At 69.7% G+C, this 26,733-nt stretch carries 22 protein-coding genes and 2 pseudogenes; 7 read left to right on the plus strand and 17 right to left on the minus strand.

The genetic code is table 11. The features are described 5' to 3' along the window. The first annotated feature begins 93 nt into the window (after positions 1-93). Positions 94-417, plus strand: coding sequence for a PH domain-containing protein (locus tag CCN56_RS42655; RefSeq protein ID WP_143664548.1), 324 nt, complete (start codon positions 94-96; stop codon positions 415-417). 82 nt (positions 418-499) lie between these two features. Here the strand turns inward: CCN56_RS42655 and CCN56_RS18060 are convergent, their stop codons facing one another. From CCN56_RS18060 to CCN56_RS18065, 3 genes and pseudogenes are all read right to left on the minus strand, one after another. Beyond that, positions 500-1,930 (minus strand): ISL3 family transposase, encoded by a 1,431-nt coding sequence (locus CCN56_RS18060; RefSeq protein WP_179199888.1) that lies wholly within the window; start codon positions 1,928-1,930, stop codon positions 500-502. Positions 1,931-1,983: 53 nt separating this feature from the next. After that, positions 1,984-2,031 (minus strand): annotated as a pseudogene (locus tag CCN56_RS45840) (hypothetical protein); the annotation flags it as partial. 193 nt (positions 2,032-2,224) lie between these two features. Next, the gene (locus CCN56_RS18065) at positions 2,225-2,482 is read right to left on the minus strand and encodes a hypothetical protein (protein ID WP_086828090.1); all 258 of its coding nucleotides are present in this window, start codon (positions 2,480-2,482) and stop codon (positions 2,225-2,227) included. Between the two features lie 172 nt (positions 2,483-2,654). Here CCN56_RS18065 and CCN56_RS18070 point away from each other — a divergent pair. Then, positions 2,655-2,947: pseudogene (locus CCN56_RS18070) on the plus strand (transposase family protein); the annotation flags it as partial. A 122-nt stretch (positions 2,948-3,069) separates the two neighbouring features. Here the strand turns inward: CCN56_RS18070 and CCN56_RS18075 are convergent. The 7 genes from CCN56_RS18075 to CCN56_RS18105 form a co-directional block, all read right to left on the minus strand. Then, positions 3,070-5,058: an acetoacetate--CoA ligase gene (locus CCN56_RS18075; protein WP_086828092.1), complete on the minus strand. Its 1,989-nt coding sequence runs from the start codon at positions 5,056-5,058 to the stop codon at positions 3,070-3,072. A gap of 40 nt (positions 5,059-5,098) precedes the next feature. Further along, on the minus strand, positions 5,099-5,683 hold the full coding sequence (locus CCN56_RS18080; RefSeq protein ID WP_086828094.1) for an alpha/beta hydrolase: 585 nt from the start codon (positions 5,681-5,683) through the stop codon (positions 5,099-5,101). Further along, positions 5,680-6,963 (minus strand): MFS transporter, encoded by a 1,284-nt coding sequence (locus CCN56_RS18085; protein ID WP_256962022.1) that lies wholly within the window; start codon positions 6,961-6,963, stop codon positions 5,680-5,682. Before CCN56_RS18085 ends, CCN56_RS18080 begins: the two co-directional genes overlap by 4 nt. Positions 6,964-7,071: 108 nt before the next feature. Beyond that, positions 7,072-7,986 (minus strand): TauD/TfdA family dioxygenase, encoded by a 915-nt coding sequence (locus CCN56_RS18090; protein ID WP_086828098.1) that lies wholly within the window; start codon positions 7,984-7,986, stop codon positions 7,072-7,074. A 50-nt stretch (positions 7,987-8,036) separates the two neighbouring features. Beyond that, complete coding sequence (locus CCN56_RS18095; protein WP_086828101.1) at positions 8,037-9,011, minus strand: quinone oxidoreductase; 975 nt, start codon at positions 9,009-9,011, stop codon at positions 8,037-8,039. A gap of 134 nt (positions 9,012-9,145) precedes the next feature. After that, positions 9,146-10,198, minus strand: a complete 1,053-nt coding sequence (locus CCN56_RS18100) for a 3-keto-5-aminohexanoate cleavage protein (RefSeq protein ID WP_086828102.1) — start codon at positions 10,196-10,198, stop codon at positions 9,146-9,148. 336 nt (positions 10,199-10,534) lie between these two features. Then, positions 10,535-11,554 (minus strand): AraC family transcriptional regulator, encoded by a 1,020-nt coding sequence (locus CCN56_RS18105; protein ID WP_086828104.1) that lies wholly within the window; start codon positions 11,552-11,554, stop codon positions 10,535-10,537. A 155-nt stretch (positions 11,555-11,709) separates the two neighbouring features. On the opposite strand from CCN56_RS18105, the gene CCN56_RS18110 reads away from it, so the two are divergent. Next, positions 11,710-12,780: a TauD/TfdA family dioxygenase gene (locus tag CCN56_RS18110; protein WP_179199889.1), complete on the plus strand. Its 1,071-nt coding sequence runs from the start codon at positions 11,710-11,712 to the stop codon at positions 12,778-12,780. Beyond that, positions 12,777-14,270 (plus strand): long-chain fatty acid--CoA ligase, encoded by a 1,494-nt coding sequence (locus CCN56_RS18115; RefSeq protein WP_086828108.1) that lies wholly within the window; start codon positions 12,777-12,779, stop codon positions 14,268-14,270. The genes CCN56_RS18110 and CCN56_RS18115 overlap by 4 nt, the downstream gene beginning before the upstream one ends. A gap of 156 nt (positions 14,271-14,426) precedes the next feature. Here the strand turns inward: CCN56_RS18115 and CCN56_RS18120 are convergent, their stop codons facing one another. The 3 genes from CCN56_RS18120 to CCN56_RS18130 form a co-directional block, all read right to left on the minus strand. Continuing rightward, entirely contained in the window at positions 14,427-15,935 is a 1,509-nt protein-coding gene (locus tag CCN56_RS18120) for a DUF4246 domain-containing protein (RefSeq protein ID WP_086828110.1), read from the minus strand. A gap of 140 nt (positions 15,936-16,075) precedes the next feature. After that, positions 16,076-18,628 carry a class IV lanthionine synthetase LanL gene (gene lanL / locus CCN56_RS18125; protein WP_086828112.1) on the minus strand — a complete coding sequence of 851 codons (2,553 nt, stop codon included), beginning with the start codon at positions 18,626-18,628 and terminating at the stop codon, positions 16,076-16,078. A gap of 2 nt (positions 18,629-18,630) precedes the next feature. Then, entirely contained in the window at positions 18,631-18,813 is a 183-nt protein-coding gene (locus CCN56_RS18130; RefSeq protein WP_086828114.1) for an SflA family class IV lanthipeptide, read from the minus strand. Between the two features lie 272 nt (positions 18,814-19,085). Here CCN56_RS18130 and CCN56_RS18135 point away from each other — a divergent pair, with 272 nt between their 5' ends. Continuing rightward, on the plus strand, positions 19,086-19,670 hold the full coding sequence (locus CCN56_RS18135; RefSeq protein ID WP_256962024.1) for an SDR family oxidoreductase: 585 nt from the start codon (positions 19,086-19,088) through the stop codon (positions 19,668-19,670). A 226-nt stretch (positions 19,671-19,896) separates the two neighbouring features. Here the strand turns inward: CCN56_RS18135 and CCN56_RS18140 are convergent, their stop codons facing one another. From CCN56_RS18140 to CCN56_RS18150, 3 genes are read right to left on the minus strand one after another with little or no spacing between them, the layout of a single operon-like run. After that, a complete protein-coding gene (locus CCN56_RS18140; RefSeq protein WP_086828116.1) occupies positions 19,897-21,336 on the minus strand; it encodes an amino acid permease in 1,440 nt (479 codons plus the stop codon). Next, positions 21,333-22,010 carry a FadR/GntR family transcriptional regulator gene (locus CCN56_RS18145; protein WP_086828145.1) on the minus strand — a complete coding sequence of 226 codons (678 nt, stop codon included), beginning with the start codon at positions 22,008-22,010 and terminating at the stop codon, positions 21,333-21,335. Before CCN56_RS18145 ends, CCN56_RS18140 begins: the two co-directional genes overlap by 4 nt. Positions 22,011-22,060: 50 nt before the next feature. After that, complete coding sequence (locus CCN56_RS18150) at positions 22,061-22,885, minus strand: gamma-glutamyl-gamma-aminobutyrate hydrolase family protein (protein ID WP_086828118.1); 825 nt, start codon at positions 22,883-22,885, stop codon at positions 22,061-22,063. Positions 22,886-23,132: 247 nt separating this feature from the next. On the opposite strand from CCN56_RS18150, the gene CCN56_RS18155 reads away from it, so the two are divergent. Together CCN56_RS18155 and CCN56_RS18160 are read left to right on the plus strand one after the other, a co-directional pair. Further along, positions 23,133-24,041 carry a LysR family transcriptional regulator gene (locus CCN56_RS18155; protein ID WP_179199890.1) on the plus strand — a complete coding sequence of 303 codons (909 nt, stop codon included), beginning with the start codon at positions 23,133-23,135 and terminating at the stop codon, positions 24,039-24,041. 214 nt (positions 24,042-24,255) lie between these two features. Beyond that, on the plus strand, positions 24,256-25,521 hold the full coding sequence (locus CCN56_RS18160; RefSeq protein WP_086828121.1) for a hypothetical protein: 1,266 nt from the start codon (positions 24,256-24,258) through the stop codon (positions 25,519-25,521). 167 nt (positions 25,522-25,688) lie between these two features. Here CCN56_RS18160 and CCN56_RS18165 read toward each other — a convergent pair whose 3' ends face one another. Beyond that, a complete protein-coding gene (locus CCN56_RS18165; protein ID WP_086828122.1) occupies positions 25,689-26,723 on the minus strand; it encodes an MASE1 domain-containing protein in 1,035 nt (344 codons plus the stop codon). Positions 26,724-26,733: the final 10 nt, after the last annotated feature.

Below are 26,733 nucleotides of genomic sequence, written 5' to 3' on the forward strand. Positions count from 1 at the left end.
CGGGTAGCCCTGTTCTTGGTGGGGAGTGGTTTTGCGCTGTTGGGTGCTGGGGCGCTGATCAGCGGGATGGTTGCCGCAGATCCTGTCAGTGCAGTGATCTACACCGTGATGGGTGCGGGCGGTGCCTGGATGGTGTTCCGCAGCTGTGTCCTGGGAGTGCGGATCGACTCCACGGGTCTCACCGAACGTGGCCTGGGACGCTCGAAAGTCGTTCCGTGGTGTGTGATCGGAGCGGTCGATACCGGTGAGGGCCCTGGATTGGCCCCGGCGCAGGCTCCCGGATTGGTCCTCAAGAACGGCGAGCGGGTGGGACTCGGTGCCCTCGCTTCGTACTCCAGCCGTACGGTTGACGCCGACTTCGCCCTGATCAAGTCCCTGCACGCCATCCATGTCATCGACTGCCCCAGCTGTGCATGATTGCTGCGGCAGGGGTGTCGTACCGTCGATACCTCGTCGTAGTCGAAGGCGGCTCTGTTGGGGATCTTGTGATGTCACAGGGTCACGGGGCGAGAAGTACGCGTTGGCGTAGGAGGTCGAGGTTGGCTCGCCCGTAGCCCATGCGTTTAAGGAGTTTGACGCGGGTGACGTGGCCTTCGACCTGGCCCGAGCTCCACGGTGTGGACAGTCCGGCAGTGACGGCTTCGAGATCGCGTCTCAGGCCGCTGACCAGGGAGTGCAGGGCCGGGAGGTCGTCGTCAAGGACGCGATTCATCCAGTCCGGGAGTTGGTCTCCCCGGAGGTTGCGGAGCATTTCTGCGAAGTCCCGGACATGCCGCGCAGTGGCGTCGAGGTGCGGGCATACCGCGCGGATCTCCTTCAGCTCCGCGGCGTCGGCGGCGGCGAGGTGTGCGGGGTTCGTCATGATCCAGCGGACGATGCGGCGGGGCCTCGGAACCGGCCTGGACTGCGGCTGAGAGACCGGCTGCCGCTTCCGCCCCGGCTGACGGGGCGGTCTGAAGGCGCGGAAGTAGCGGCGGAGGCACTGGATGCTCCCGGTGAATCCGCGCTCGCGCAGTTCTCGGTGGAGCTGGGGAATGTCGTGACAGCCCTCCGCCCATCGGGTGTGAAGGTAGGGCTTGTGCTCGTCCAGCACGGACAGTCGTCCGGTGGCCTTGACCAGGAGTTCGTCGAGGCTGCCGGCCCGGGCGAAACGACGGACGGTGGAGTGGTCGAGCCGCAGGGTCCGGCCGATCGCCGCCAAGGACTTCCCCTCGGCCAGCAGTGCCTGGACCGCGGCGAATCTCTCCGCGGTGCGGGCGACCAGGCGCCGGGGTCGGCCCATGACATCGAGCGTGCCGTCCGGTGGAACGAACGGCGCGGTCACTGCCTCAGGCGGCTTCGGCGCAACCGGGTCCTTCGCGGTTGCCTCCGCCAGGACCGGGGTCTCGGCGAACGCGGCCCGGATGCAACCGTGGTGGGATCCGATCGTTCTCTCCACCGCCTCGGCAACGTTCCGCCACAGGTGCCAGGCGTCGGCGACCTGTATTGCCTGCGGGGCACCAATGCGGGCTCCCTCCGCGTAGGCGCCGGCCCGGTCCCGGCAGATCACCTCCACTTCCGGGTGCCGACGCAGCCAGGCCGCCAACGGCTCGGCGTCGCGACCGGGCAGCACGTCGACCGGGCGGCGGGCTTCCAGATCAACCAGGACCGTCGCGTAGGAGTCGCCCTTGCGCAGAGCGAAATCGTCCACTCCCAGAAATCTGACCGTCCCGACCGGCGGCTGTGGGACCGAGCGGAGCAGGTCCAGCAGTGCGTCCTTGGCAATGCGGATCCCGAAGGCAGCGGCCAGACGGGCGCCTGGGCGGCCGCCAGGCAGAGGGCGATCGAGGTGAGCATCGACCGCAGCATGTGCGTCTGCCGGGCGTGCGGTTTGGTCAGCCCTTCGATCTGCTCGGCGAACGTGACCGCAGGGCAGCGGTTGTTCAAGCACTTGAACCGCCGCACGGTCAGCTCGATGACCGTGGGGCTGCCCGCGATCGGTGCGTCGCCGAGCCGGCGGACGTACCGACCGTGCACCCGCCAGGACGGCATGCCGCATCCGGGGCATCTCGCCAGCAGCGCCTGGCACCCGGCGCGAAGTATGACGACCCCTGTCACTCGCTTGATCGACTCGATGCCAACATCAGACAGATGCGGCAACAGCCGCCCCAACACCCCTGAACCACACACCCGGAGACTGCCCAGCTCAGCCCTGCGACATCACAAGATCCCCGACAGAGCCGAATCACCTGATCGTCCACAGCGCGATGGCAAGAACGGCACGGTCGGCCTCCGGGAGGATCCCGATGCCGCTGTCGGCCATGTGTCGCGCGGCGGCGTCGTCGTAGCCGCTGGTGTAGCCCGTGACGCCGTGGTGTCCACGCGAGAGCAGGACGCGGCCGACCTCCTTGAGGCGGTGGGCGACGACGGCGCGCGACGCGTCGTCGGCCAGGGCCTCCGCGAACGTATCGTGCAGGGCGGCAACCGCAGGGCCCAGGCGCAAGTAGCGGCCACCTTGATCGATCACTCGCTGTCCGGCTGCCGTCAGCGAGCGTTTTCAGCGTGGCCGCTGATCGGGTGACGCCGGTGAGGTTGAGATGAGGGCCGCAACGCACAGGGCTCCCGTGCCGTCGGGGGAGGTGTCGACGTCTCAACCCACCGGTGCAGGAGCCTCGTTGGTTCCGCATCCGGCCGCACTCGCCCCCCGCACGGGCTGGTCGAATGGGTCACGATGCTCATCGTCACCCGTGAGGGTGACCGGCGGTACAAGCTCCCGTCGCACCAGCGCGCGCTCGTCGCTCTGGTGTACCTGCGCCGCCATGACAGCCTCACCCGGATCGCGGCCGGTTTCGGGATGTCCGTCGGCACCGCGCACGCGTATGTCACCGCCGCGACGAACCTGCTCGCCGAACGGTCCCCGGGCCTGCTCAAGACTCTGCGCGAGCACGATCCGGAGTTCGTCCTGCTGGGCTGATGCTCTTGGGCAGGCAGGCGCAGCTCGTTCCCGAGCCCGGCAGCGGCCACCCGGAGTGCCTCGGGGCCGCTGTCGGACATCGGCTGGGGTGAGTGCCTCCCCGTGCCTCGGCGACCTCACTTGTCCGGTGTCGAACGGGTTGCGAAGTCCGCGAACCACGCGAGCATCTCGGGATGGGTTACCGACCCTTCGCCGCTGACGTCGGCGATCGGCGAACCCTGCAGGATGCGCTTGACCGGTACTTCGAGCTTCTTTCCGGTGAGCGTGCGCGGAACGGCGGGGATCGGCTCGATCACATCGGGTACGTGGCGCGGGGACAGTCGGAGCTTGATCGTCTTGGCGATCCGCTCACGCAGTCCGTCGTCGAACGCGACGCCGTCGGTGGGCACGACGAACAGGGGCATGAAGTAACCGCCGCCAGACCGCTCGACGCCGATGACGAGGCTGTCGGCGACCTCGGGGAGCTGTTCGACGACGTCGTAGATGTCGGCGGATCCCATCCGTATGCCCATGCGGTTGAGCGTGGAGTCGGAGCGGCCGGCGATGACCACCGACAGGTCTGTGTGGAGGGTGACCCAGTCACCGTGCCGCCAGACCCCGGGGTACGTGTCGAAGTAGCTCGCCCGGTAACGGGTGCCGTCCGGGTCGCCGACGAAGCGGAGGGGCATGGACGGCAGCGGGGCGGTCACCACCAGCTCGCCCTGTTCGCCTGTCAGAGGATGCCCGACGGGATCCCAGGAGGCCAGCGCGACGCCGAGCGCGGGGCACTGGATCCGTCCCACGCGTACGGGCAGCACGGGGGTCCCGCCGGCGAGGACCGAGCAGATGTCGGTGCCGCCGCAGATGGACTGGAGCCAGACGCCGGGAGTCAGCCGGTCGTGGACCCAGCGCCAGGTGCTGGGCGGCAGGGACGAGCCGGTCTGGAGGATGGAGCGAAGCGCGCTGAGATCGAACTCGGCCGCGGGATGCGTATCCGATTTCTCCACGGCGGCGAGGTAGGCCGCGCCGACGCCGACCATGGTGGCACCGGTCTGCGCGGCGATCCGCCAGGCGCCGTTGATGTCCGGAAAGGTGGGGCTGCCGTCGTACAGGATGATGGTGCTGCCGTGCAGCAGGCCGCCGACCAGGAAGTTCCAGACCATCCAGCTCGTGGATGTGAGGAAGAGGTAGCGGTCGTCAGGGCGCAGGTCCGCGCCCAGGCCGAGTGCTTTGAGCAGTTCGACCACGATGCCGCCGTGGCTTTGCACGATTCCTTTGGGCATGCCGGTGGTTCCCGATGACCACAGGATCCACAGCGGGTGGTCGGAGGGAACGTCGGCGAATTCCAGTGGCGACTCGGCGGCCGGCAGCTCGGACCAGGCGTGCTGTTCTCTCCCGGACAGCGTCGACCACGGCTCGGTCCGGGTGGTGAAGAGGTTGTCGACCGCGAGGATGTGGCGGAGGGTGGGAAGTCCGTCAGCGAGCTCGGCGACCTCCGGGCGTTTGTCATAGGTTTTGCCGCCGTGGCGGTATCCGTCCGCGGCCACGAGGACGACCGGCTGCGCCTGCCGCAGTCGGGCGAGCACGCTGGGTGTGCCGAAATCCGGGGAGCAGACAGTCCACACCGCGCCGATGGCGGCCGTGGCGAGCAGGGCGACCACGGTCTCCGGGAGGTTGGGAAGGTAGCCGGCCACGCAGTCGCCAGGCCCCACGTCCATGCGTCGCAAGGCCGCGGCGACGTCCGCGACCTGACGATGCAGCTCCTGCCAGGAGGTCTCCACAGAGGTGCCGCCCTCGGCCACGCTGATCAACGCCGGGCGAGCGTCGGTGGCATGGGCGAGGCACCGCTCGGCGAAGTTGAGCCGCGCGCCCGGGAACCAGTCGGCGCCCGGCATCGACGCATCGCTCAGTACCTCGTCGTAGCGGGTGACCGTGTCCAGCCCGTAGTACTCCCACACCGCCGACCAGAAGCCGGGCAGGTCGGTGGAGCTCCAGCGCCACAGCTCGGCGTAGTCGGAGAAGTGCAGCCCCCGCACGTTGTTCACGTAGTCCATGAAGCACGCGACGTTGGAGGTCTCCAACTCGCGGCGACCGGGAGACCACAGCAGGTCGGTGTCGGTTTTCATCGTTGCCTTTCGCGGGGGCTGCACGAGGAGGGACGGGGGTCTAGTCGAGCGGGTGCTCGAGTTCGCGGAGGAGCTCCTCCGCGCGCGGCCACGGACCGTAGCCGGAGGCGGGGTTGAGGTGGCCGACCTCGCCGAGTTCTACGAGGCGTCCCTCCCAGTCCCGGGCGAGTTCGGCGATGCGATCCAGGGATCCCAGGGGATCGTTCGAGCTGGCCGCGACGATGCTGGGAAAGGGCAGCGGCGTACGGGGCACCGGAGTCCAGCCGTTCTCGTCGAGCACCTCGGGGACGGGACAGCCCTGGGGCAGCGGGTTCTCGAAGTCCGGCGGCGTCACCAGCAGCGCCCCCCTCACCTGCGCCTCGTGCCGTTGGGACCAGTGGACGCTGGTGATCACGCCGGCACTGTGGGCGACCAGCACGACCGGTCCCGCGATCTCGGCCACCACCTTGTCCAGTGCGGCGACGCGGGCCTCGCGGCTCAGCTGGTCCCGCGTCAGAGGGGGAACGGTGCGGACCGTGCGCCCGGCCATGGTGAGCCGGTCGGCCAGCAAGGTCTGCCAGTGCTCTTCGACGTGCTCGCGCAGGCCGGGGACGATCACCACCACTGGCTCGATCGTGCGGTTCATCGGGCGATCTCCGTTTCCTTCCGGCCCCTCACCGGGGCCGGCCCGGTCAGACGGCCCAGATCACGTGCGTAGTGGCGGCGGCCTATCACGAACGCCGTAGTGGCGGCGAGTGCCGCGAGCGGCACGATCCGCATCGCGCCGAGCAGGCCCATGCTGTCCGCGAGCCTGCCGGTGACCGCGGGCCCGGGGGCCAGCCCGAGCAGGCTGTTGGCCAAGGTGAGCGTGGCGAAGGCCGTCGCGGAGATGGACGCGGGGGTCAGATTGGCCACCATGGCGGCGGCGGGACCCGCTGTCCCCGCCGACAGCAGCGCTCCGGCCGCCAGCGCCAGCAGCTGCGCCGGGCCGGCGGGCAGCCGGAACGCGGCCATGAGCAGGACGAGCGAGCCGACGCTGCAGACGATGGCCACGGTCCATTTCCGAACGGGGAGAGCTCGGCTGATGCGGTCCGAGGCGATGCCGCCGACCACCATCCCGATGCCGATGATCAGGACGAAGACCCCGGCGGTCGCGCCGGCCTTCGCCGTGGGCATGTCGTAGTAGCGGTTGAAGTAGCTGGGCAGCCAGGCCATGAGCGCGCCGGCGATGAACATCTGCAGTCCGCTGCCGACATAGGCGCAGATCACCGAGACGGAGGAGAACAGCCGCGGCAGGAGCTCGCGCAGCCGGCCACGTGAGGCTTCCTCGTTCCGGGCGTCCGTGGAACCGGCTCGCGGAGCGAGTCTCTTCTCGGTGACGACGATCCCGTAGACCGCGGCCAGCACGAGCCCGAAGACGCCCATGCCGCCGAACGCCCAGCGCCAGCCGAACTGCTGGGCCACGACACCGCCGATCGACACGCCCAGGACCGAGCCGAAGGCCCCGCCGGCGATGAAGGCTCCGGAGAGGGTGGCCCGCAGTCCGATCGGGAAAATGCTCAGGACGACGGCGATTCCCACACTCCCGTACGCCGCCTCACCGATGCCGACGAAGAGGCGGCCGATGAACATCTGGCCGTAGGTCGCCGAGACAGCGCAGGCCAGGGTCGCCACGCTCCACATCGTCGCGGCGAGCAGCAGGCTCCTCACCCGGCCCCAGCGGTCCGCCAAGAGCGAGAGGGGGAAGGTGAGCAGGCCGACCATGAGGGCCACGATGCCGCTGAGCGAACCCAACTCGGCGTCGGAGAGCAGCCATTCGGCCTTCAGCATCGGGAAGACGGCGTTGAGTACCTGCCGCGACATGTAGTCGGACAGCAGCAGGCCGAAACTCAGGGCGAAGACCACCCAGGCGTAGCGTGGGGACACCGGCCACCTGGACGAGATGTTCGTCTCGGCCCCAGGGACGGACCCAGCAGTGGTGCACAACTCCATTGTCATCACCTCACGGGCTTGTGAAACCTGCTGGAGACGGGATCAGAACGGTCTGTCGCCGACGATTCCGGCGCGCTCCATCTTGCGGACGGCGGGCCAGTAGTCCTGGACGGCGTAGTGCTGGGTGGAGCGGTTGTCCCAGATCGCGACGCTGTTCGGCGTCCAGCGCCAGCGCACCTGGTATTCGGGGACCGAGGCCTGGCTGATCAGGTGGTTGAGCAGGAGGCCGGCGCCGGGGGCGTAGTCAAGACCGAAGCGCACGTTCTCGGGGGTGTGGTAATTGACGAGGTGCGTGGTGAAGGCGTTGACGAAGAGGATCTGCTCTCCGGTCTCGGGGTGGGTGCGCACGACCGGGTGCTCCGCGTCGGGGAACCGCGCCTTGAGCGCGTGCCGCTTCTCCCGCGGCATGACGGCGCCGAACGTGGCCTCGATGCTGTGCCGGGCCCGCAGTCCCTGGATCCGGGTCCTGATGTGCTCGGGAAGCCGGCGGTGGGCCTCGGCCATGTTGACCCAGATCGTGTCGCCGCCCACCGGGGGCGACTCGATGCAGCGCAGCACGGCGCCCATGGACGGTTTTTCACGCCAAGTACCGTCGGTGTGCAGCGCGTTCTCGTAGTGCTCCGGCGCGCTGTCGAGATCCTTGTAGATCCGTACCAGGCCGGGGTGCTCCGGGTCGCTGCCGGCCACCGGGTGGTCCTCCAGCGGGCCGAAGCGCTGGGCGAAGGCGACGTGTTCGGCCCGGGTGATGTCCTGGTCCCGCAGGAACAGCACCTTGTACTGCAGGAGCAGGGCCCTGATCTCGGCGAACAGGTCGTCGTCGCGCGAGGCGTCGCCGAGGTTCACGCCGGAGAGCTCGGCGCCGATGGTACAGGTCAGCGGTTCGACCTTGATCGAGCCGCGGGAACGCGCGCGCACCGGCGCGGGCGTTCCCTCCGGCGGAGCGACGGTCTTTTCCATGGCGATTTCCCTCCTGGAAGGGGTCGTGGTGCGCGTGGGGCGTCTGGTGTTCAGAGGACGAAGACGGACGATCCCGTGGTACGTCCCGACTCCAGTTCGCGGTGCGCGTGTACGGCGTCTTCGAGCACGTATCGCTGGTTGATCTCGATGGAGATCCGTCCGGAGGCGACGTGGCCGAAGAGCTCGCCCGCGAGTTCGGCCCGCTCCGCGGGATCCGCGATGTAGTCGGCGAGCGCCGGCCTGGTGATGAACAGGGAGCCGTTGACGGCCAGTTGCATGGCGTCGACGGGTGGGATCGCACCGGAGGCCGTACCGAAGCAGACCAGCAGACCGCGGCGCCGAAGCGAGGCGAGCGAGGCGGCGTAGGTGGCCTTGCCGACGCTGTCGAAGGCGACAGGGACCCCGGCGCCGTCGGTCAGTTCACGCACCCGCTCGGCCACGTTCTCTCGCCGGTAGTGAATGATGTGGTCGCAGCCGTGCGCGCGGGCGAGTTCCGCCTTCTCCTCGGTGGAGACGGTGCCGATGACGGTGAGTCCGAGCAGCTTGGCCCACTGGCAGACGATGAGGCCGACACCACCGGCCGCCGCGGTCAGCAGGATGGTGTCGCCGGCCTTCAACGGGTGGATCCTGCGGAGGAGGTACGCGGAGGTGAGGCCGCGCATGGTCATCGCGGCGGCGGTCTCGAAGCTGATGCTGTCCGGCAGCCGGATCAGGGAGTCGGCGGGCATGACCCGTTCCGTGCTGTAGGCCCCGAGTGGGCTTCCGGTGTACGTGACCCGGTCGCCCTCGGCGACGTGGACGACGCCCTCGCCCACCGCCTCGACCACTCCGGCGGCCTCGACGCCCAGTCCGGCCGGAAGCGGCACGGGATACAGGCCGCTGCGGAAGTAAGTGTCGGCGAAGTTGAGTCCGACGGCCTCGTGCCGGATCCGTACCTCACCCGGGCCGGGGTCGCCGACGACGACCTCTTCCCAGCGCAGGACATCGGGACCGCCGGTTTCCTTGAAGCGGACGGCATGAGTCATGGTGTGTGCTCCGTTGATCATGGGAGGTGCGCGGGAGGGGAGTGGAACGGGCCGCCGGTGCCGGGGGAGGGCACGACTCCGGCGGCCCCTCGGCCCGCGCCGACGAGCGGCGGCGCGGTGGTAGTGCTTCGCGATCAGACGTCGCGCAGCATGAAGCCACGCTGACCGGGACGGCGGTTCGGCACCATGCCCAGGCGGGCCAGGGTCTCGTCGGCGCTCGTGTAGTACTCGCCGATCTTGTAGATCTCCTTGGCCTCCGCGCCGGTCGCGATGTCGCGGCCGAGTGCGTCGGCCATGTGAACCGTCTGCTCGATCTGTTCGACGGAGGACATCCGCTCGCCCTTGCGCCGCCACAGGTTGTCCTCGTTGCCGACCCGGACGTGCACCCCGAGGGCGATGGCGACAGCGTTCATCGGCGCCACCGCGCGCATGGAGCTCTCGATGGTGAGCACTGCGCCGTCCGGGACGCGGCGAATGAACTCGATCAGGTCTGCGGGATGCCGCCCGGCGAAACCGCCACCGATCGCCACGTAGTTGAGGATCAGGGGGCCCGTGTAGACGCCGGCGCGGATGAGCCGCTCGACGGTCTCGAGCTGGGCGAGGGTGGCGAGCTGGAAGTGCGGCTGGACGCCGCTCGCACGCAGGCGCTTGAGGTGCTCGAGGTAGAACTCAGGGCCGGCCTCGACGACCATGTCGCGATAGGCACGGTAGTACTCCGGCTTCGCGATCGAGGTGCCCTCCAGGTCGTCGTCGGTCATGATCTCGACGATGTTCATCTGGCTGGTGTTGATCGCGATCGTCACCTGGTCCGGCGCCGGGGTAAGGTCGGCCAGCAGGTGGCGGGTGTCGTAGGCGAGCCACTTGGCGTCGCCGCCCTCACCCTCGGGGGCGAAGGAGATCGACCCGCCGATCTGCAGGACCATGTCGGGGACGGCCTCGCGCAGCCGGCCGAGGAGTTCGTTGAACATGGACATCCGCTTGGAGCCCTTGCCGTCGAGCTCTCGTACGTGGATGTGGAGCACGGTGGCGCCGGCGTTGTAGCAGTCCACGGCCGCCTGCACGTGCTCGTCCATCGTCAGGGGCAGGTCGTCGGCATCCCCGGGAAGCCACTCCGGCCCGTAGGGAGCGGCCTGGATCACCAGCTTCTGCTGGTTCTCCGGGAAGAGCGAGTCGTCGTGGAAGTGCACGGTCCGTCTCCTTCGTCGGGTGTTCGATCGCTCGCTCCGAGCACCGCCGAGTGCGATGTGAGGGACTGGGAAGTCCGGCGAGGATCGATGCGGGTCACCGGGTGACAGCGGGCGCAGGGGCCCGGTTACGATCGACGTTCCGGAGGAAACGCGCACAGGGGGAACCCGTCTCCTCCGGCGGCCGACCGCGTCTCTGCGGTGATCCCAAGGTAGGACCGGGCACGCCGGCTTCGCTTGACCCTGAGGGACGGATAACTTGCCGTTTGGGGACACCGTCCCCTGGGGCGTGCCGAGTGCGCCGGCACGGCATGGTGCGGGGGCCGGCTCTGCCAGGTATCAGCTCCGGCCGGGGTGCTGCCGGCTCCCGCTGCTGCGCCAGGCCCTCGGGCTGCACCCGAACTGCTCGCGGAACCAACGCGAGAATGCGCTCAGCGACGAGAAGCCCAGCAGATCGGAGATCTCCGTCAGCGAGCGCCGCGGGTTCGCGACGAACTGCTCGGCGAGGCGCATGCGGGTGGCGTTGAGGAGAGAGGAGAACGTCTCGCCCGAGGCGGCCAGATGCCGGTGAACAGTGCGCCGGTCGACACCGAGGCTGCGGGCGACCTGCTCGATCGAGCAGCGCCCGCTCGGCAGCAGGACCTCGATCAACTCACGCACCCGATCCGCGGCGGTGGTGTCCTGGGGAGTCGCGATGGGCTTCAGGTACTGGCGGGCGTACTCGTGGAGCAGCGGGTCCGCCATCGCGTTGGGCGCGTCGAGTTCGTGGGCGTAGAAGACGATTCCATTGAACTTCTGATCGAACTCCACGGCAGAGCCGAACGCGCGCCGATGCGTCGAGGCGTCCGCCGGGGCGGGGTGCCTGAACCAGACGGAGAGCGGGTGCCAACCGGGGTCCAGGAACGCGCGCAGGATCCGGTGGAAAGCGGTGACGGCCAGCTCCGTGGCCTGCCGGGTCTGCATCGCCTCGCCGAGCAGCAGGTCGACCTTCAACGTGGCCAGCCCGTCAGCCTCCTGCAGTTGGGTGTGCAGGACCTCGTTGAACATGTGTTGATGACGGATCAACAGTCCCAGCGCGCTCCGCACGGAAGGCTCCTCGCGGACGACCAGGCTGATGGGTCCGAGGTTGGAGAAGCGCCGGAACTCCGCCTGGAGCACTCCGAAGTCCTCGTGGCCCGAGTCGGCCGCCGACAGCTCCAGCACCTGGACCGCGGCCGCGCCGGAGATCCACCTGTCCTGAACCACGAGGGCGGCGGTGTCCAGGCCCACCCGTTTCAGCAGTGCTTGTGGGTCGAGATCGAGTGAGCGGCACAGCTCGACATAGCCGCTGAGGGCAGCGGTGCGGACCAGGGGCTTCATGTGAACCCTCCAAGACTGTCCCGAAAGGGCAAGTCTGATGTCACTCCAAGTTAAGCATGGTGGGAGGAGGGAACCTAGCATGGCGCTGTTCACCGGCCCGGCCTGCTCGTGGCAGACGTACGGGGCCGGTAGACACGCGAAGGTACGGAGGCGTAATGACCGGTACGACCTACGGGGACGAGAGGCTGTACGTACCCTGCTCAGGACCGTCGGTGTGGAGCGGCGAAGAGCTGGCCGACCACCGCGAGGAGTGGACCCGATGCCTCTCATCGCACCACCTCGCCGAGATCGATGCCGCCCTGCGGGAGGCTCGCCGGCGCGACACCACGTTGCTGAAGCTGACGACCGCCGACTTCCCGCTTCCCACGCTCTCGGCTGAACTGGAACGCATCGCCGAGGCACTGGAGCACGGCCGGGGGTTCGTGCTCGTGAAGGGCCTCGCGGTCGGGCAGCTGACCAAGTCGACCGCGAGCGCGGTTTTCTGGGGCCTTGGTCAATACCTGGGGCGTCCGGTCCCGCAGAACGCGGACGGGCACGTCCTCGGCCACGTCCGGGACACCGGCCGCAGCCTGGCCGATCCGGCGACACGCGGCTACCAGACCCGGGTGGCTCTGCCGTTCCACACGGAAGGAGCCGATCTCGTGGCGCTGCTGTGTCTGCAGGCGCCTCGCACCGACGGGCGCACCTCTCTGGTCAGCGCGGGGGCGGTTCACAACGCGGTGATGGACCGCCGCCCCGATCTGGCCGAGCGCCTGTACCGCACGTACTGCTTCGACCGCCGGCAGGAGCACCCTCCCGAGGAGCCTCCGTACGAGGCCGCGCCGCTCGCCGTCCGGCTGCCGGGAGGCGCACTGAGCATGCGTTACAACCGCTGCTACCTGGAATCCGCCCAGCGCTTCCCCGAGGTGCCCCGCCTGGAACCGGCGGACTCGGACCTGTTCGACCTCATCGACGACGTGGCGGCTTCGGCAGGGTTCCGACTGGACATCGACCTCCAAGTCGGCGATCTGCTGTTGCTCAACACCCACACGATCATGCACGCGCGAGCGGAGTTCGAGGACCATGACCCGCCCGAGCTCAAGCGCCATCTACTGCGGCTGTGGCTGGCCCTGCCGCAACACCCCCGTGCCGGCCGCGCTCGCCACGGAATCACCCCTCGCGACGTGATCCGCCGCCGGAACGCCGCATCGCAGGCCGAGACGAACTCAAGGAGACTGCCGACATGACCAACCTCGCCACGTTCCTGGTGGACTCCGCGGCAGCCCGGGGCGATCGCATCGCGGTGCGCCACGACGACAGCACGCTCACCTACGCCGAGCTGGACGAGGCGAGCGCCAGAGTCGCCGCCCTCCTGCGCGACCGCGGCGTCCGGCCCGGCGACCGCGTCGCGCTGACCATGCCCAACGTCCCGCTGTTCCCGGTCGCCTATTACGGCATCCTGCGGGTCGGCGGCGTGGCCGTGCCGATGAATCCGCTGCTCAAGGCACGTGAGGTGGCCTTCACCCTTCACGACTGCGGGGCGCGGATCGTTCTGGCATCCCACCTCTTCGCCGACGAGGTGACCAAGGCAGCCGCCGAAACCGGTACCGCATGCCTGGTCACCGAGCCCGTGGCCTTCGACGACATGCTGCGCGCTCACGAACCGATGCCCGGCATCGTCGACCGGACCGATGACGACCCGGCACTGATCCTCTACACCTCGGGCACGACCGGGACACCGAAGGGAGCCGTGCTCTCGCACCGGAACCTGGCCACGAACACCGCCACCACGGCCGAGACCCTGGTCCAGGCGGGACCCGACGACGTGCTCTTCGGCGGACTGCCCCTCTTCCACGCCTTCGGCCAGACCTGCGCACTCAACACGGCCGTCGCCGCCGGCGCCACGCTGACCCTGTTGCCGAAGTTCGAGCCGGGGCGCGCCCTGGAGATCATGGCCCGCGACGGGGTCACCGTCTTCCTCGGCGTGCCCACGATGTACGCGGCGCTGCTCCACGCCGAGCTTCCCGACGGCTTCGACGCCAGTCGGCTGCGCCTGGCCGTCTCCGGCGGATCCTCACTCCCGGTCGAGGTGCTGCACGGCTTCGAGCGCCGCTTCGGCGCCACCGTGTTGGAGGGGTACGGGCTCTCCGAAACCTCACCGGTCGCCGCCTTCAACCACCCTGACCGCCCGCGTAAGGCGGGCTCGATCGGACAGCCCATCCGCGGGGTCGGGATGAAGCTCGTCTCCGAGGCCGGCGGCCAGGTCCCCCCGGGAGAGGTCGGCGAGATCGCGATCCGCGGCGACAACGTGATGGCCGGCTACTGGAACCGCCCCGAGGCCACGGAAGAAGCGATCCGCGACGGATGGTTCTACAGCGGTGACCTGGCCCGCGTCGACGAGGACGGCTTTTACTTCATCGTCGACCGCAAGAAGGACCTGATCATCCGCGGCGGCTACAACGTCTACCCGCGCGAGGTCGAGGAGGTGCTGTACGAGCACCCGGCCGTCGCCGAGGCCGCCGTCCTCGGCGTACCGCACCCGGTGCTCGGCGAGGAGATCGCCGCGGTGATCACGCTTCGTCCCGGAGCCGAGGCCACCGCCGAGGAGATCCGCGACCATGTCAAGGCAAGGGTGGCGGCGTACAAGTACCCGCGGCTCGTAACTGTCACGACCGAGCTCCCCAAGGGCCCTACCGGCAAGATCCTCAAGCGTGGGATCGTGGTCACCGATCGGTGAACCGCACGGCGGCGTCCCTGGGCCGGCTCCCCGCTGCTGCCTGGGGCCGGCGACGGTTCCGGAGGGGGGGAGCCGGATCCCGGGCCCCGTGCTTCGGGCCGACCTGGGGCGAGTCGTCATCCATGGTTCAAGGATGCTGCGGGATTCAGGCGGTGCTCAGTGCTCGCAGAGGGAGAATTCCCGCTCGTAGAGCTGCTCGTTGTGTTCGTCGACGAAGAACTTGCGTTCCCGCATGAGCTGTTCGCGATATTCCCTGGCCTGTTCGAGCGTCATGGTCGAGGTGTCGGACCACGGTTGCTGCGGTGGCACATCGGACGTCGAGACGATCCGTTCCGACGGGTCGACCAGGAAGAACGCGAGAATCTTGCGATGTCCCGGCCGAGTCGCGTCCGCGAGGCGAAACGAGCCGACGCGGTGCTGCAGGATGTTCGGGAACGCCAGACAGCGACCCGCCGGGGTCGATGCCGATCCCAGTACCTGGTTCAGCGCGTCTTCGTCCTCCAGGCCGTAGACCTCACGCAGACCGTTGTCGTCGTTCTGCTCGTAGTCCGGGTCGTCCAGTGCCGCCCGGAAACTCAGCCGGCTTTCGGTGATGTTCTCGCTGTCCCAGTAGTAGATGCCGGTCGAGACGATCCGCTCGTTCATCATCCCCTCGACATGCCAGGAACCGCCCTGGTACTCGGGCTTGTCCGGCGTGAGATGAATGGTGGCGAGCTTGACGATGACCTGGAGAGTCCGCCCCCGCAAGTCGACGCGGGCGGACTCTTCGGGCGACTCGGGCGGGGTGTAGGCCGGGGCGTCGGGGACCACCGGGCGGCGGTTCTCCCACCAGTCGTCCTGGGCTCGTTCCCATGCGCGGCACGCTTCCGCGTAGGCCTCGTCGTCGTTGTAGGCGGACTTGTCCGGGTACTCCGGCTGCGATTCGTACCACCCGTACGGATCGGCTTCGATCCGTGGGGGACGGGGACGGCGCAGATCGGTGAGTACGTTTTCCAGCAGCGGGCGCATGCGCGCGAACACGTCCGGCAGGACGGCGGCCAGTTCGTGGTGGACCTCGGGGTGGATGTTGTTGACGTAGGAACGGAACGTGACGTCGCCGTCTTCACTGACGTCGACGTCCGTGGGCAGCCACTGGAATTTCTCCGAGAACTCATACCGTGAGTAACGGTCCGTCGGGTTCCGCCAGGCCCGCTCGGGAGCGCCGCTCACCTCGTTCACGAGGCAGAACAGGGAGGGATGAACCAGATCGAGTACCTGGCCGCCGGATCCGGGATGCCAGTCCAGTTCTGCCTCGGGGACCTGTTCCAGAACCCGGACCGCCTCGATCAGCCGGGACCTGAGCTTGTCGTCGACCAAGGTGTCCGACTGCCACACCCCGTCGACGGCGGACACCTCGATGCCGGTCCGTTCGTCTCGTAGCGAGGCGTAATGCGCGAGTTCGGCAAGCACATAACGAACCTGCGCTTCGGTGAGGCCCTGGGCGACCGCCTCCTGCGTCCACCTGGCGACGATGTCGGCGTCATGCATCTTGTCGAACCAACCGGGCTTCGCCCGGAGGTGTGCGCTGCACTGCATCATCTGAAGCTCCCGCAACGTTCGGGGCGTCGCGAACGAGAGGGAACGGGAAGCGTGAAAGGGCAGCGGGAAAGCAGAGAGGCCGGTCAATTCTCTTGGTCCTAGCAGTCGGTGTGCGGTGGCGGGAAGGATACGTCAGCCGACTGACACCGCGGCCGTGCTCGATGTCGTCGCCGGTCCGGGAGCAGCCGGGGCTTCGAAGCGGACGCGCGATGCCCGGTTCGCGTGGCTCATCCGAGGTCGAGACCGAGCCGCGCGCCGCCCCCGTCGTGGAGTCGTCTGAAGAAGGCGAGCACGCCCGCGGAGCCGCCGGCCCAGGTGGCGCTCGGCCGGGCGAGACCGGTGTCCGGGAACACCGGCCGGGACCAGGTGCCGCCGCTGCGGCTCAGGATGAGCAGGGCGATGGTCTCGGCCGCGTCACGGAACTCCTCGGACGCGGTCGCGTCCGAGACCTCCAGCATCAGTTCACCCACTCCGGCCAGTCCGCAGCACTGCGTGACCAGCGGCATCCGCGGTGCCACTACGGCGCACGCCCGCGCGGCCCGCCGGGCGAGATCGAGGTACCCGGGCTCGTCGAGGCGTTCGGCGGCCCGGACGAGTACGGTCCCGATGCCGGCGAGCCCCCGGCACCACGAGCCGTAGCGGCGTGTCGCCCCCGGCTCGGTGGCCGCCGCGATGATCTCCGGTGTCACGGCGGCCAGGCGCGCCGCGGCCTTCTCGGAGCGGCTGATCACGTCCGGGTCCCCGGTCGCGGCACCGTACTCGAGCAGGAAACAGGTGACGCCCGCCTCGCCGTGCGCGATGCCCTCGCGGAGTGCGGCGCTGCCGGGCGTGTCCGCACCGGTCGGGGTCAGCCGGGCGGTGCCCGTTGCCAGCATCCGGTCGCAGTCGGCGGCGACGGCGAGGTGCCGGCCCGCGGTGTGCCGCCGACCGGACCGTAGGGCGTGCCGGGCGAGCAGCAGCCGGCCGAGGCCGATTCCGGCGGCGCCCGCGATCAGATCGGCCTCCGGCGGCCCGCCGTCCGGTGCGCGCTCAGGCAGGACGGGGTACCCGGACCGCACCTCGGCGCCCGTCCCCGGCTCTGTCGCCAACCCCGCTTGCGTGAGGAAGAGTTCGACACCGGTGCGCCCCGTGTAGAAGCCAGGTGACAGGTTCCTCGACTGCTCCGCCGTCCATCGCGCCAACGCGGTGACGGCCGAACGCACGTCGGGCCGGTGCGCATGGTGCAGGAGTTCAAGTCCGAGCCCCGAACTGCCGCCGTAGACGTCGATCGAGGTGGGAACGTTCAGCTGTGCGGCCCGTTCCGGGTCCGTGATCGCCTGCGCTTCGCCGACGCAGTAGGCGGTGGTGTGCTCGATGATCGCGTCCAGCAGGTCGTTGTCGATTCGGGGGCGTGCGGGCCGGCGTGCGGTGCCGGCCGCGCCCGTGCGCAGGCGGTCGACGGTGCCGACGCGCACGGCCGGGTCGAAGTTCAGCAGTCCGGTGATCAACGACCGGATGCCCTGGTGGGCGTCCCCGGGAAGTGCCTCGGCCAGGCAGGCCAGGGTCCGGTCCCGATTGACCTCGTGGTCGGTGTCGACGATCACCGGGTCCATGCCGGTGGCGGCGAAGAAGAGGGTCGCACCGAGGGAGTAGTAGTCGTCGGTGGGAGCGGCCGGTCCGGTCGCGCGCAGAACCGGCTCGCTGTATCCGGGGGTCGCCCCTCCGGGGCCGGTGCCGTCCCGCTCGCTGATCCCGAAGTCGATCACGTGGCACCGGCCGGGGCCCGAGTCGTCGAGCACCACGTTGTCGGGCTTGAGATCGCGGACGACCACGTTCCGGCCGTGGATCGCGTCCAGGACGCGCAGGAGCCGGGAGGCGAGGGCGGACAGGGCACGTGTCGAACCGGTGCCGTCGTCCCGGTAGGGGCCGTTCAGCAGAACGTCCCTGCGCAGGTCTCGCGTGCCGCATTCGCTCATCACCAGGTACTCGTCCGCCTGGTGGGCGAAGTAGTCCAGTGCGCGAGGCACGCCCGCGACGCCGTCGAGCGAGGTCAGGACCGTGCGCTCGTTGCGCAGCCGGTGGCGGGCGTCCATGCCGGATTCGTCCTCGCCCACGAAGGCCCTCGCCTGTTTGACCACCACCGGCCGCCCGTGTGCGCGGTCGACCGCGCGGTAGACGTTGCCGTGGGGTGCGCGCGCGATGCCTGCGGTGACGGAGTAGCGTCCGCCGCCGAAGCCGGGCACGGACGGCTCGTCACCGTGTCTGGAGCCGCTCGCGAAGGGGTCCTCGGCCCAGGGAGGGCAGCGGTAGCGGCCGACGGCCAGGCCGTCGAAGATCCGGCCGTCCGGCCCGGTCATGACGGACTCGAGCCGCCCGCTCCGGCCGGTGCGGTAGTCGCCCGTGAAGGGGCCGTAGCGGTAGTAGACCGGGGCCCGCGGGTCGACCCTCCGATCGCTGACGACCTGCGGACCCTCCCGGTCACGCAGTACGGCAGCGAGTTCCAGCGCGACCTCGACCACGGCGTCGGCCACGGGGTAGACGGTGACCGCCTTGCCGACGGCCCCTGCGCTCACCACCCCGGAGTTGAGGCGGCGCAGTGTCTCCGGGTCGCGGGCGAACTTCGCGTGGCAGACGTACCGGGACAGTACTGGCAGGACGAGACGGATCACGTCGTCGAGGTCGCCGGGACGCGCCGAGACGTGCAGCTTCCATCCGTGTTCCATCGCCGGCATCCGCGGATCGTTCAGATACGACCATGTGTCGTCCGACCAACCGCTGCGGCCGGCGATGGAAACGGCCACCGCTACGAGTTCAGGTCACAGGCGAAGCGGGTGGTGGCGGTCACCCAGGGGTCGGCGAGACACGCGGTGTGTTCGCGGTCGCTGCGGTCGTCGTCCTCGAACACGATCGCCTCGTCGTCGATCTCCAGCGGACCCGCGTCGCGGAGTCCAACGACTTCCAGAAGATCCAGCACGGCTGCGGGCATGTGACGCCTCCAAGGTTTGTCGTGCGCTGAGGAGCAGACAACGGCCGACGCGGACCGGTGGACCCGCTGGGCCGGGGACTCGCTGCACAAAGGTAGGGAGAGGGCGAACTCGCTGGCAAGAGGGCCGTCGGCACCGCTCTTGGGGACTCACACGTTCCGGAACGGGCGACAGAACGCGCCTCGGACCCGTCCGATACCGGAACGGAATCCCGTTGGGCCGACGGACCTCAAGCGCCTCCCTCCGCCCCCTGATTCCAGTGACGGTGACCCGCTTGCTCCCGCCTGGGATCACGCTCCGCGGACGACCGGAGACCAGCCATCTGTGTGCTGACGCCGACATCCTCCCCGAGAAGCCGCTGCGCGAGATGACCGCTGCCGACATCGACGAGGTCCTTGCGGTCAACCTCCGCGGCTCCATCCTCTCGGTGCGGGCCTGCCTGCCCGCGATGGAGCGTGCCGGGCACGGACGCATCATCCTCACCTCCTCCGCCACCGGTCCGACCACCGGGTACACGGGCTGGTCCCGTTACGGAGCGAGCAAGGCCGGCCAGCCCGGATTCCCGCGGGGCGCGGCCCTGGAGCTGACCCCCCTGCGCATCACCGTCAACGCCGTGCTCCCGGGGAACGTCCGTACCGAGGGTCTGGACGCGCTGGGCGAGGACTACCTGCGCCGGATGGCGGCCCCGATCCCACTGGGCAGGCTAGGGGAGACCCCGGACATCGCGCACGCCGTCGGTTCCCTCGCCTCGGACGAGGCCGCGTTCATCACCGGCCAGACACTCACCGTCGACGGCGGGCAGACCGTCCCCGAATCCCCCGACGCCCTCGCCCTCGCCCCAGCTTCCGTCTCGGGATGACGACGCCCCGGCCGGGACGCCTCCCTGACCCGCCGCGTGCCGGCGTGGCACCGGACGGTCGGCTGTTCCGGAACCAGGCCGGCATGGGGGTCCTCTTCCGTCACCGCCCAAGGTTTGGACGGCGTCCGGGAACGAACCAACCCCTTCATCGAGCAGTCCATGGAGGAGTGGGGCACCGGGGGGGGCGACGGCCGCCCCCGGCGCAGGAGGACGGGTGGCGTCCGGCTCAGCCGTCGCTCCCGGCGGCGGCGCGCGCCACGCGGCCGCGTACCGCGTACCAGCCGGCGACCAGTGCCGCGGCGATCAGCGGCACGCACAGCACGGTGGTGCGTGCGGCCCCTCCGTCGGCGTACATGAGGACCAGGACGGAGGCGAGGAAGGCCAGCGTCACGAGTTCGGTCCACGGGGAGCCGGGCAGGCGGTAGGAGGGGCGGGTCAGTTCGCCGCTGCGGGTCTTCCGCCAGAAGAGGAGGTGGCAGATCATGATCATGCCCCAGGTGGCGAGGATGCCGATCGCGGCGAGGTTGAGGACGATCTCGAACGCGTCCGCGGGGACCACGAAGTTGAGCCCGACGCCCAGGACGCACATGCCGCTGGTGAGGAGGATGCCGCCGTAGGGGACCTGGGTGCGGCTGAGGCGGGCGGTGAAGCGCGGGGCGGAGCCGTTGACGGCCATCGAGCGCAGGATGCGGCCGGTGGAGTAGAGGCCGGAGTTGAGCGAGGACATGGCCGCGGTGAGGACGACCAGGTTCATCACGTCGCCGGCCGCGGGGACGCCGATGTGGGAGAGCACGGTCACGAACGGGCTCTGGCCGGCGCTGTAGCCGTTCCAGGGCATCAGCATCGACAGCAGGACGACCGAGCCGACGTAGAAGAGGCCCACGCGCCACATGATCGAGTTGATGGCCTTGGGCATGATCTTCTCGGGGTTCTCGGTCTCACCGGCCGTGACGCCGACCAGCTCGACGGAGGCGTAGGCGAAGACGACGCCCTGGATGATCAGCAGCATGGGCAGCAGGCCGTTGGGGAAGATCCCGCCGTTGCCGGTGATCATGGCCGGCCCTGGGACGGCGCCGTCGACGGGGTGCCGGGTCGCCAGGAGGAAGATCCCGATCCCCATGAAGACGACCAGGGCACCGACCTTGACGATGGCGAACCAGAACTCCAGTTCGCCGAAGATCCGCACCGAGATGAGATTCACGGTGAGGACCACGGCCAGGGCTATGAGGGCGATCATCCACTGGGGGACGTCGGAGAACAGGCGCCAGTAGTGGGTGTACGTGGCGACGGCGGTGATGTCGGCGATGCCGGTGGTCGCCCAGTTCAGGAAGTACATCCAGCCCGCGGTGTAGGCGCCCTTCTCCCCGAGGAACTCCCGGGCGTAGGAGACGAACGCGCCGGAGGACGGCCGGTAGAGGACCAGTTCGCCGAGCGCACGCACGACGAGGAACGCGAAGACCCCGCAGACGGCGTAGGCGACGAACAGGGAGGGACCGGCGTCGGCGAGGCGTCCGCCCGCGCCGAGGAAGAGCCCGGTGCCGATCGCACCCCCGATGGCGATCATGTTGACGTGTCGGGGTTTCAAGGACTTGCTGTAGCCGGTGTCCCCGGCGTCGACGTGACGGGTCGTGGGGCGCTTCTCGTCTTTGAGGAACTGCTCGCTCACGCCTCGGGTCTGCCTTCCGTAGGGGTGGGTGTGCGCTCGGGGCGCACGATGTTGGTGAGGGTCGTCTCGACCCGGAGCAGGTGGTGGGACATGGCTTCCACCGCGTCGTGCTCGCTGCCGTCGGCCAGCGCCTCCAGGATCGCCCGGTGCTCGCAGTTGGACTGCTCGCGCCGGCCGCCCAGTTCGTTGAGGAAGGTCGACTGACGCGCCAGTGCGTCGCGGATCTCCTCGATGACGCGGCGGAAGACGGGGTTGCGGGAGGCCTCGGCCACCGCCAGGTGGAAGACGGTGTCCATCGCCACCCACGCGGTGGTGTCGGTCTCCTGCTCCATCCGGTCCAGCAGATGGCTCAGATGGTCCAGGTCCTCGGGGGTGCGGCGCAGTGCGGCGTACCCGGCGACCGGGATCTCGACGTGCCGGCGCACCTCCAGCAGGTCGCTGGCGGCGTAGTCGCCGAAGGTGGGGTCCTCGACCGTGTTGGCCACGACGAAGGTGCCCTTGCCGCTCTTGGAGACGGTCAGACCCATGGCCTGCAGGGCCCGCAGGGCCTCCCGCAGTACGGGCCGGCTGACTTCGAGGGTGCGGCACAACTCGGCTTCGGAGGGCAGCTTGTCGCCTACGACGTACTGCCCGCGCTCGATGGAGCTGCGCAGGTGGCCGAAGACCGCTTCCATGGCGCTGACGCGCCGGGGAAGGGGACCGGCTGTCTGGCTGTCTGACAGGTTCACGCTGTGATCCTGCGGGGTGTGCTCGGGGTGCAAGACACCTGTGTCGGCAAAATCCGGCCCGGCGCGCTTCGCGCCGTGCGTGCGTTCCGTCCGGCCGTCCGGGCGGGACCGGTACCTTCGGCGGAGCCCGCGGTGGCCACCAGGGCCTGCACGACCGGCGCGTCGATCCCCATCTCCGGGTGCCATTGGAGGCCCACGGCGAAGCGGTACCGGGTGCTCTCGATCGCCTCGACGGTGCCGTCCGCCGCACGGGCGGCGACGATCAGCCCCGCGCCGAGGCGGTCCACCGCCTGATGATGGTGCGTGGCGACCTGGTGCGTCCCCGGCGACAGGGCGCCGACCCGTGTCCCGGGCACCGAGGTCACGGCGTGGGCGCAGAAGTGGCCCCGAGCGGGGTTGTGGCCGTCGTGGCCCACGCTGTCGGGCAGGTGCTGAATCAAGGTGCCGCCCTCGTGTACGTTCATCAGCTGCATTCCCCGGCACACCCCGAGCACGGGTATGTCGCGGGCCAGGCCGGCGGCCAGCACGGCCTGCTCCCACCGGTCGCGCTCGCGCACCGGCGGCCCGGTACGCGGATGGGGCACGGCCCCGTACAGTGCGGGATCGAGATCCTTGCCTCCCGCCAGGACGATCGCGTCCAGACGTTCGACCACGTCGGCCGCGGCCTGCGGCGCGTCCGGCGGCAGCAGTACGGCGCGGCCGCCGGCCGCCCGGACGCAGTCCGCGTAGGCCGCGGGCAGCACTGCGGCGGGAAGGTCCCACTCGTCCCACTGCGCGTGGGTGAGGTAGGTGGTGATTCCGATGAGTGGTGGCTGGGGCATACCACTTCCTTTCGGGGCATGAGGGGTGACCGGCGACAGCCGGAGCCGAACCGAACGCCCCCGCCACGGCAGGCTGCCGAGGATGACGCGGTGGTACTGGCGGAGGTGACCGGGACGGCGGGGGAGGGGTGTTCGCGGGCCAAGGGTGCGGGCTTGCGTTTTCTTGCCGCGAGCAAGAATCCTGCTGGCGTTCATCTCCAATCACAAGAAAACACATCTTCGCGACAGATAAGTGAGCCTTAACTCCGTGCACGGACTCGACCCCCGCCTGCTCGCCACCCTCGAAGCCGTCGTACGGCACGGCTCCTTCAGCGCCGCCGCACGCGAACTCGGCTACAGCCCGCCCGCCGTCTCCCAGCAGATCGCCGAACTCGAACGCCGCGCCGGCCTCAGGGTGCTCGAGCGCCGCCCCGTGCGCGCCACACCGGCCGGCGAAGTCCTCCTCGGCGCGGAGCAGGGTGTCCGCAGTGCGCTGGCGGCGGCCTCGGCCGAACTCGGTGCCATGCGCGCCGGTACGGCCGGACGGATCCGGCTCGGCGCCTTCGCCTCGGCCGCCACCGGCATCGTTCCGCAGGCGCTGGCCCGACTCCACGCCGCCTACCCACACGTCCAGGTCAGCCTCAGCCAGCTGGAGCCCGAGGCCGGTTACAACCGGCTCAAGCGGGGGGACATGGACCTGGCCCTGAGCTACGACTACGACTTCATCCCCGTCCCGCCGCCCCGGATGCTGCGCCGGACGCTGGTCGCACGGGATCCGGTGGTGGCCGTCGTCCCGGCACGGCACCGTCTGGCCGACCGGGAGGTCATCGACCTGGCCAGCCTCGCCTCCGAGACGTGGATCGCCGCTCCGGAGGCAGCGCTGCGCCTGGAACTGCTCTCGCAGATGGCCGACACGCCCGGCTTCCAGGCCCGCCTGCAATACGAGGGGGACGACTTCAACACCGTGCTCGGGTTCGTGGCGGCGGGGCTGTGCGTGGCAGTCATGCCGCGACTCGCCCTGCCCCGCGCCCACACCCAGGTCGTGGCCCGCCCCCTGGCCGAGCCGCAGCTGACCCGCTTCATCTACGCCGTCCGCATCGACACCCGGCACACCCCGCGCGCCGTCCTGGACCTGGAAGAGATGCTCACCGCGCAGGCGCTGGCCGCGCTCTCGTGAGGAGCACGGAGTCCCGAGGCCGTGCGGGTGAACGGATCGTGGAGGCTCCGTGAAAAGCGGCCAACTTGACGGCCGTCGCACGCGCGTAGACCCACCGGTACGCCGGACTTCCCACCGTGTCCGACTACCGGACGCGGTGGCTGAAAGTTGAACTATTGTGTGACGAGCGCACTATGTTTGCCGCGGTTGACGTTCCATCGAGAGGAAACCCCTCATGACCGCAGCCGACTGCCGGCCCGGAACGGCGCGCGTCCTCACCGGCTACCGCCCCGAGGACGGCTTCATGGCCGCGGCGCTGGACCCGCCCCCGGCCGAGTACGTTTGGCACGACGAGAACGCCGAGCAGCAGGACCAGCGTTATGGCCCGGGAGTCGGCTACCGGCAGTGGCTGGCGGTGGACGCCCGCGACGGCGCCGTCTGGTTCGGCGACACCGACTGGCGGGCCCCGCAGGAGCCCCCTGGCAGTCGGCTCCCCGGCGTCCCCCGCAGGGCACTCGGGGACGGGGCCGTCCCCGACCCCGGAATCATGGTGCAGCTGCTCGGCCACCTGAGTCACGACGAACAGCGCGGCTGCACGTGGCGCTTCTTCAACGCCGAGGAACTGCACGCGCTCGCGGTGCGCGTCCTGCCCGCCGTGCAGCGACTCGTGGACTCGATCCACCGGATCGGGCCCGCAGGCGAGCTGGAATGGTCGGCCGAGGCGGCCACCGCGTGGGACGACATCGAGGAGGCCGCGACCCCCGCGTTCGACTCCTCCGGGGAACTCCGCTGGCCCCGACCGCGCATGACGCCGGTTCCGGCCTGGCGCGTCGAGGTCGGCGCCTTCCTGGACGCCAACCCCGAGCTGTGTGAACCCTCCTGGGGCCTGGCCACGGACGCGGAACTCGATGCCTACGCCGACTACAGCCCACAGAAAGGCTATGGCGGCGTACCGGGGCGGATCTGCCGCGCCGTCGACCAGCGGATCGAGGACGGCTTCACCTTCTACGGCAACCGCGCCGCCCTGTACGGCTACCGGGCACGGGCCTGTGGCGACCGTACTCCGACAGACGCCTGCGCCTGGCTGGAGGCGACGGAGACCGGGCGGGACACCTGGGAGGCGGCCAAGCCCCTCGGAGCCACCCTCGCCGACGTCCCCGACTGCGTGCTGGCGTCCCTGGCCGAAAGGTTCCAGAACGCCGCGCACGAACACGGGCTGGCCCTGACGGGCCTGACCGCCTATCTCCGCGGGCTGCGCGGCGCGGAACGCTCCGCCGTCGAGCAGCAACTCGTCCACGAGGGCGCGGAAGTCGAACGCCTTGAGAGCATGCTCAGGGACTTCCGCGCCGCACGTAACCGCACCGTGACGCGGATCCTGGCCTGGTCCGACGGACGAGGGGACGCGGAGATCGCCCGCCTGGCCTCCCTGCCCGAAGCGTACGTCAGCGACTGGAGGGCCCGCCTGACCGACGAACAGACCACCACGACCCCCGGACCGTGAAGCACGCGCGGCCCACCGCGTCGTCGCGAACCTGGAGCTGCTCCAGCCACGTCGCCCAGATCCCGTCCACTTCCCAGCGGGCGACCCCCCGTACCGTTCGGGGAGACCCCGCCAGGAAACCCCGGTCCGCAGCCACCGCTGAGCGGATCCGTCGCGGACGCGGAGGGTCACGGATCCCGGTGTCCGCCGCGTGGGGCTGCCCGGCTCTCGGTGGGCTCGGGCGGGGACCCGGCGGAGGGACCCGGGGAGGGCTCGCCCGCCGCGAGGTGCTCCAGGACCTCCGCCAGTTCCTCGCAGGCGCGGCGCACCGAACGGCGGGTCGCACGCTGCTCGGTGATGACGGAGGCGAGGAGGAGGGCGGTCAGGGCGGTGGAACCGTTGAACGTCTGGAGTTTGACCATGATCTCGACGTCCGACAGGTGGGAGAACGCGCCCCGCTCGGAGGTCGCCTCGAAGGTGGCGCATACGGACGCGAAGAGCGCACACAGCACGCTGCCGACGAGCTGGAAGCGGAGCGCTGCCCAGACCAGCAGGGGGAAGACGAGGAAGAGCAGGCTCATCGGGCTGAGCACGGCCAGGGGGACGACAACCAGGCTCGTCAGCCCCAGGAAGGCCGCCTCCTTCCAGCGCCGTCCCCGGAACCGTGCGGCCGGCCCCGCGAGTACGAGCAGGAGCGGAGCGACGAGCAGAACCCCCATCGTGTCGCCCGCCCACCAGGCCAGCCACACGGCCCAGAACTCGCTCCTGTCCAGGGAGCCCGTCACCACCTGCAGTCCGACCCCCGCGGTCGCGCTGATCAGCATGGCGCCGAACCCGCCGAGGAAGACCAGCGAGAGTCCGTCGCGCAGCCGCGCCACGTCACGCCGGAAGCCGACCCGTCTGAGCAGCAGGAAGGCGCAGAGCGGCGCGGCGGTGTTGCTCATCACGGTGACCACTGTGGTGGGCCCTGGGGTGGTGAGGGAGGCGATGACGAGGAAGGAGCCGAGGGCGATCCCGGGCCAGACCCGCGTGCCGAACAGCAGCAGGGCGGCGACGGCGACGCCTGTGGGCGGCCAGATGGGGGTGGCCACCACGTCTTCGACGACGAGGCGGCCCAGGAGGCCGAGCCGTCCGGCCGCGTAGTAGCAAACCGCCACGGCCAGCGAAATCAGCGCCGCCTCGGTAATGGGCCGGAACTGCCGAATATCCAACACGCCAGCCATCAGACACCGG

The organism is Streptomyces sp. NRRL B-24572 (genome assembly GCF_002156145.1).
Taxonomy (GTDB): Bacteria; Actinomycetota; Actinomycetes; order Streptomycetales; family Streptomycetaceae; genus Streptomyces; species Streptomyces vietnamensis.

What these genes read in the sequence shown, in the direction of transcription:
- CCN56_RS18115 (WP_086828108.1), top strand. Translation starts at nt 12,777, where the DNA reads ATGACCAACCTCGCCACGTTCCTGGTGGACTCCGCGGCAGCCCGGGGC.
- CCN56_RS18095 (WP_086828101.1), bottom strand. Translation starts at nt 9,011, where the DNA reads ATGACTCATGCCGTCCGCTTCAAGGAAACCGGCGGTCCCGATGTCCTG.
- CCN56_RS18090 (WP_086828098.1), bottom strand. Translation starts at nt 7,986, where the DNA reads ATGGAAAAGACCGTCGCTCCGCCGGAGGGAACGCCCGCGCCGGTGCGC.
- CCN56_RS18080 (WP_086828094.1), bottom strand. Translation starts at nt 5,683, where the DNA reads ATGAACCGCACGATCGAGCCAGTGGTGGTGATCGTCCCCGGCCTGCGC.
- CCN56_RS18105 (WP_086828104.1), bottom strand. Translation starts at nt 11,554, where the DNA reads ATGAAGCCCCTGGTCCGCACCGCTGCCCTCAGCGGCTATGTCGAGCTG.
- CCN56_RS18130 (WP_086828114.1), bottom strand. Translation starts at nt 18,813, where the DNA reads ATGCCCGCAGCCGTGCTGGATCTTCTGGAAGTCGTTGGACTCCGCGAC.
- CCN56_RS18150 (WP_086828118.1), bottom strand. Translation starts at nt 22,885, where the DNA reads ATGCCCCAGCCACCACTCATCGGAATCACCACCTACCTCACCCACGCG.
- CCN56_RS18075 (WP_086828092.1), bottom strand. Translation starts at nt 5,058, where the DNA reads ATGAAAACCGACACCGACCTGCTGTGGTCTCCCGGTCGCCGCGAGTTG.
- CCN56_RS18145 (WP_086828145.1), bottom strand. Translation starts at nt 22,010, where the DNA reads ATGGAAGCGGTCTTCGGCCACCTGCGCAGCTCCATCGAGCGCGGGCAG.
- CCN56_RS18160 (WP_086828121.1), top strand. Translation starts at nt 24,256, where the DNA reads ATGACCGCAGCCGACTGCCGGCCCGGAACGGCGCGCGTCCTCACCGGC.
- CCN56_RS18165 (WP_086828122.1), bottom strand. Translation starts at nt 26,723, where the DNA reads ATGGCTGGCGTGTTGGATATTCGGCAGTTCCGGCCCATTACCGAGGCG.
- CCN56_RS18110 (WP_179199889.1), top strand. Translation starts at nt 11,710, where the DNA reads ATGACCGGTACGACCTACGGGGACGAGAGGCTGTACGTACCCTGCTCA.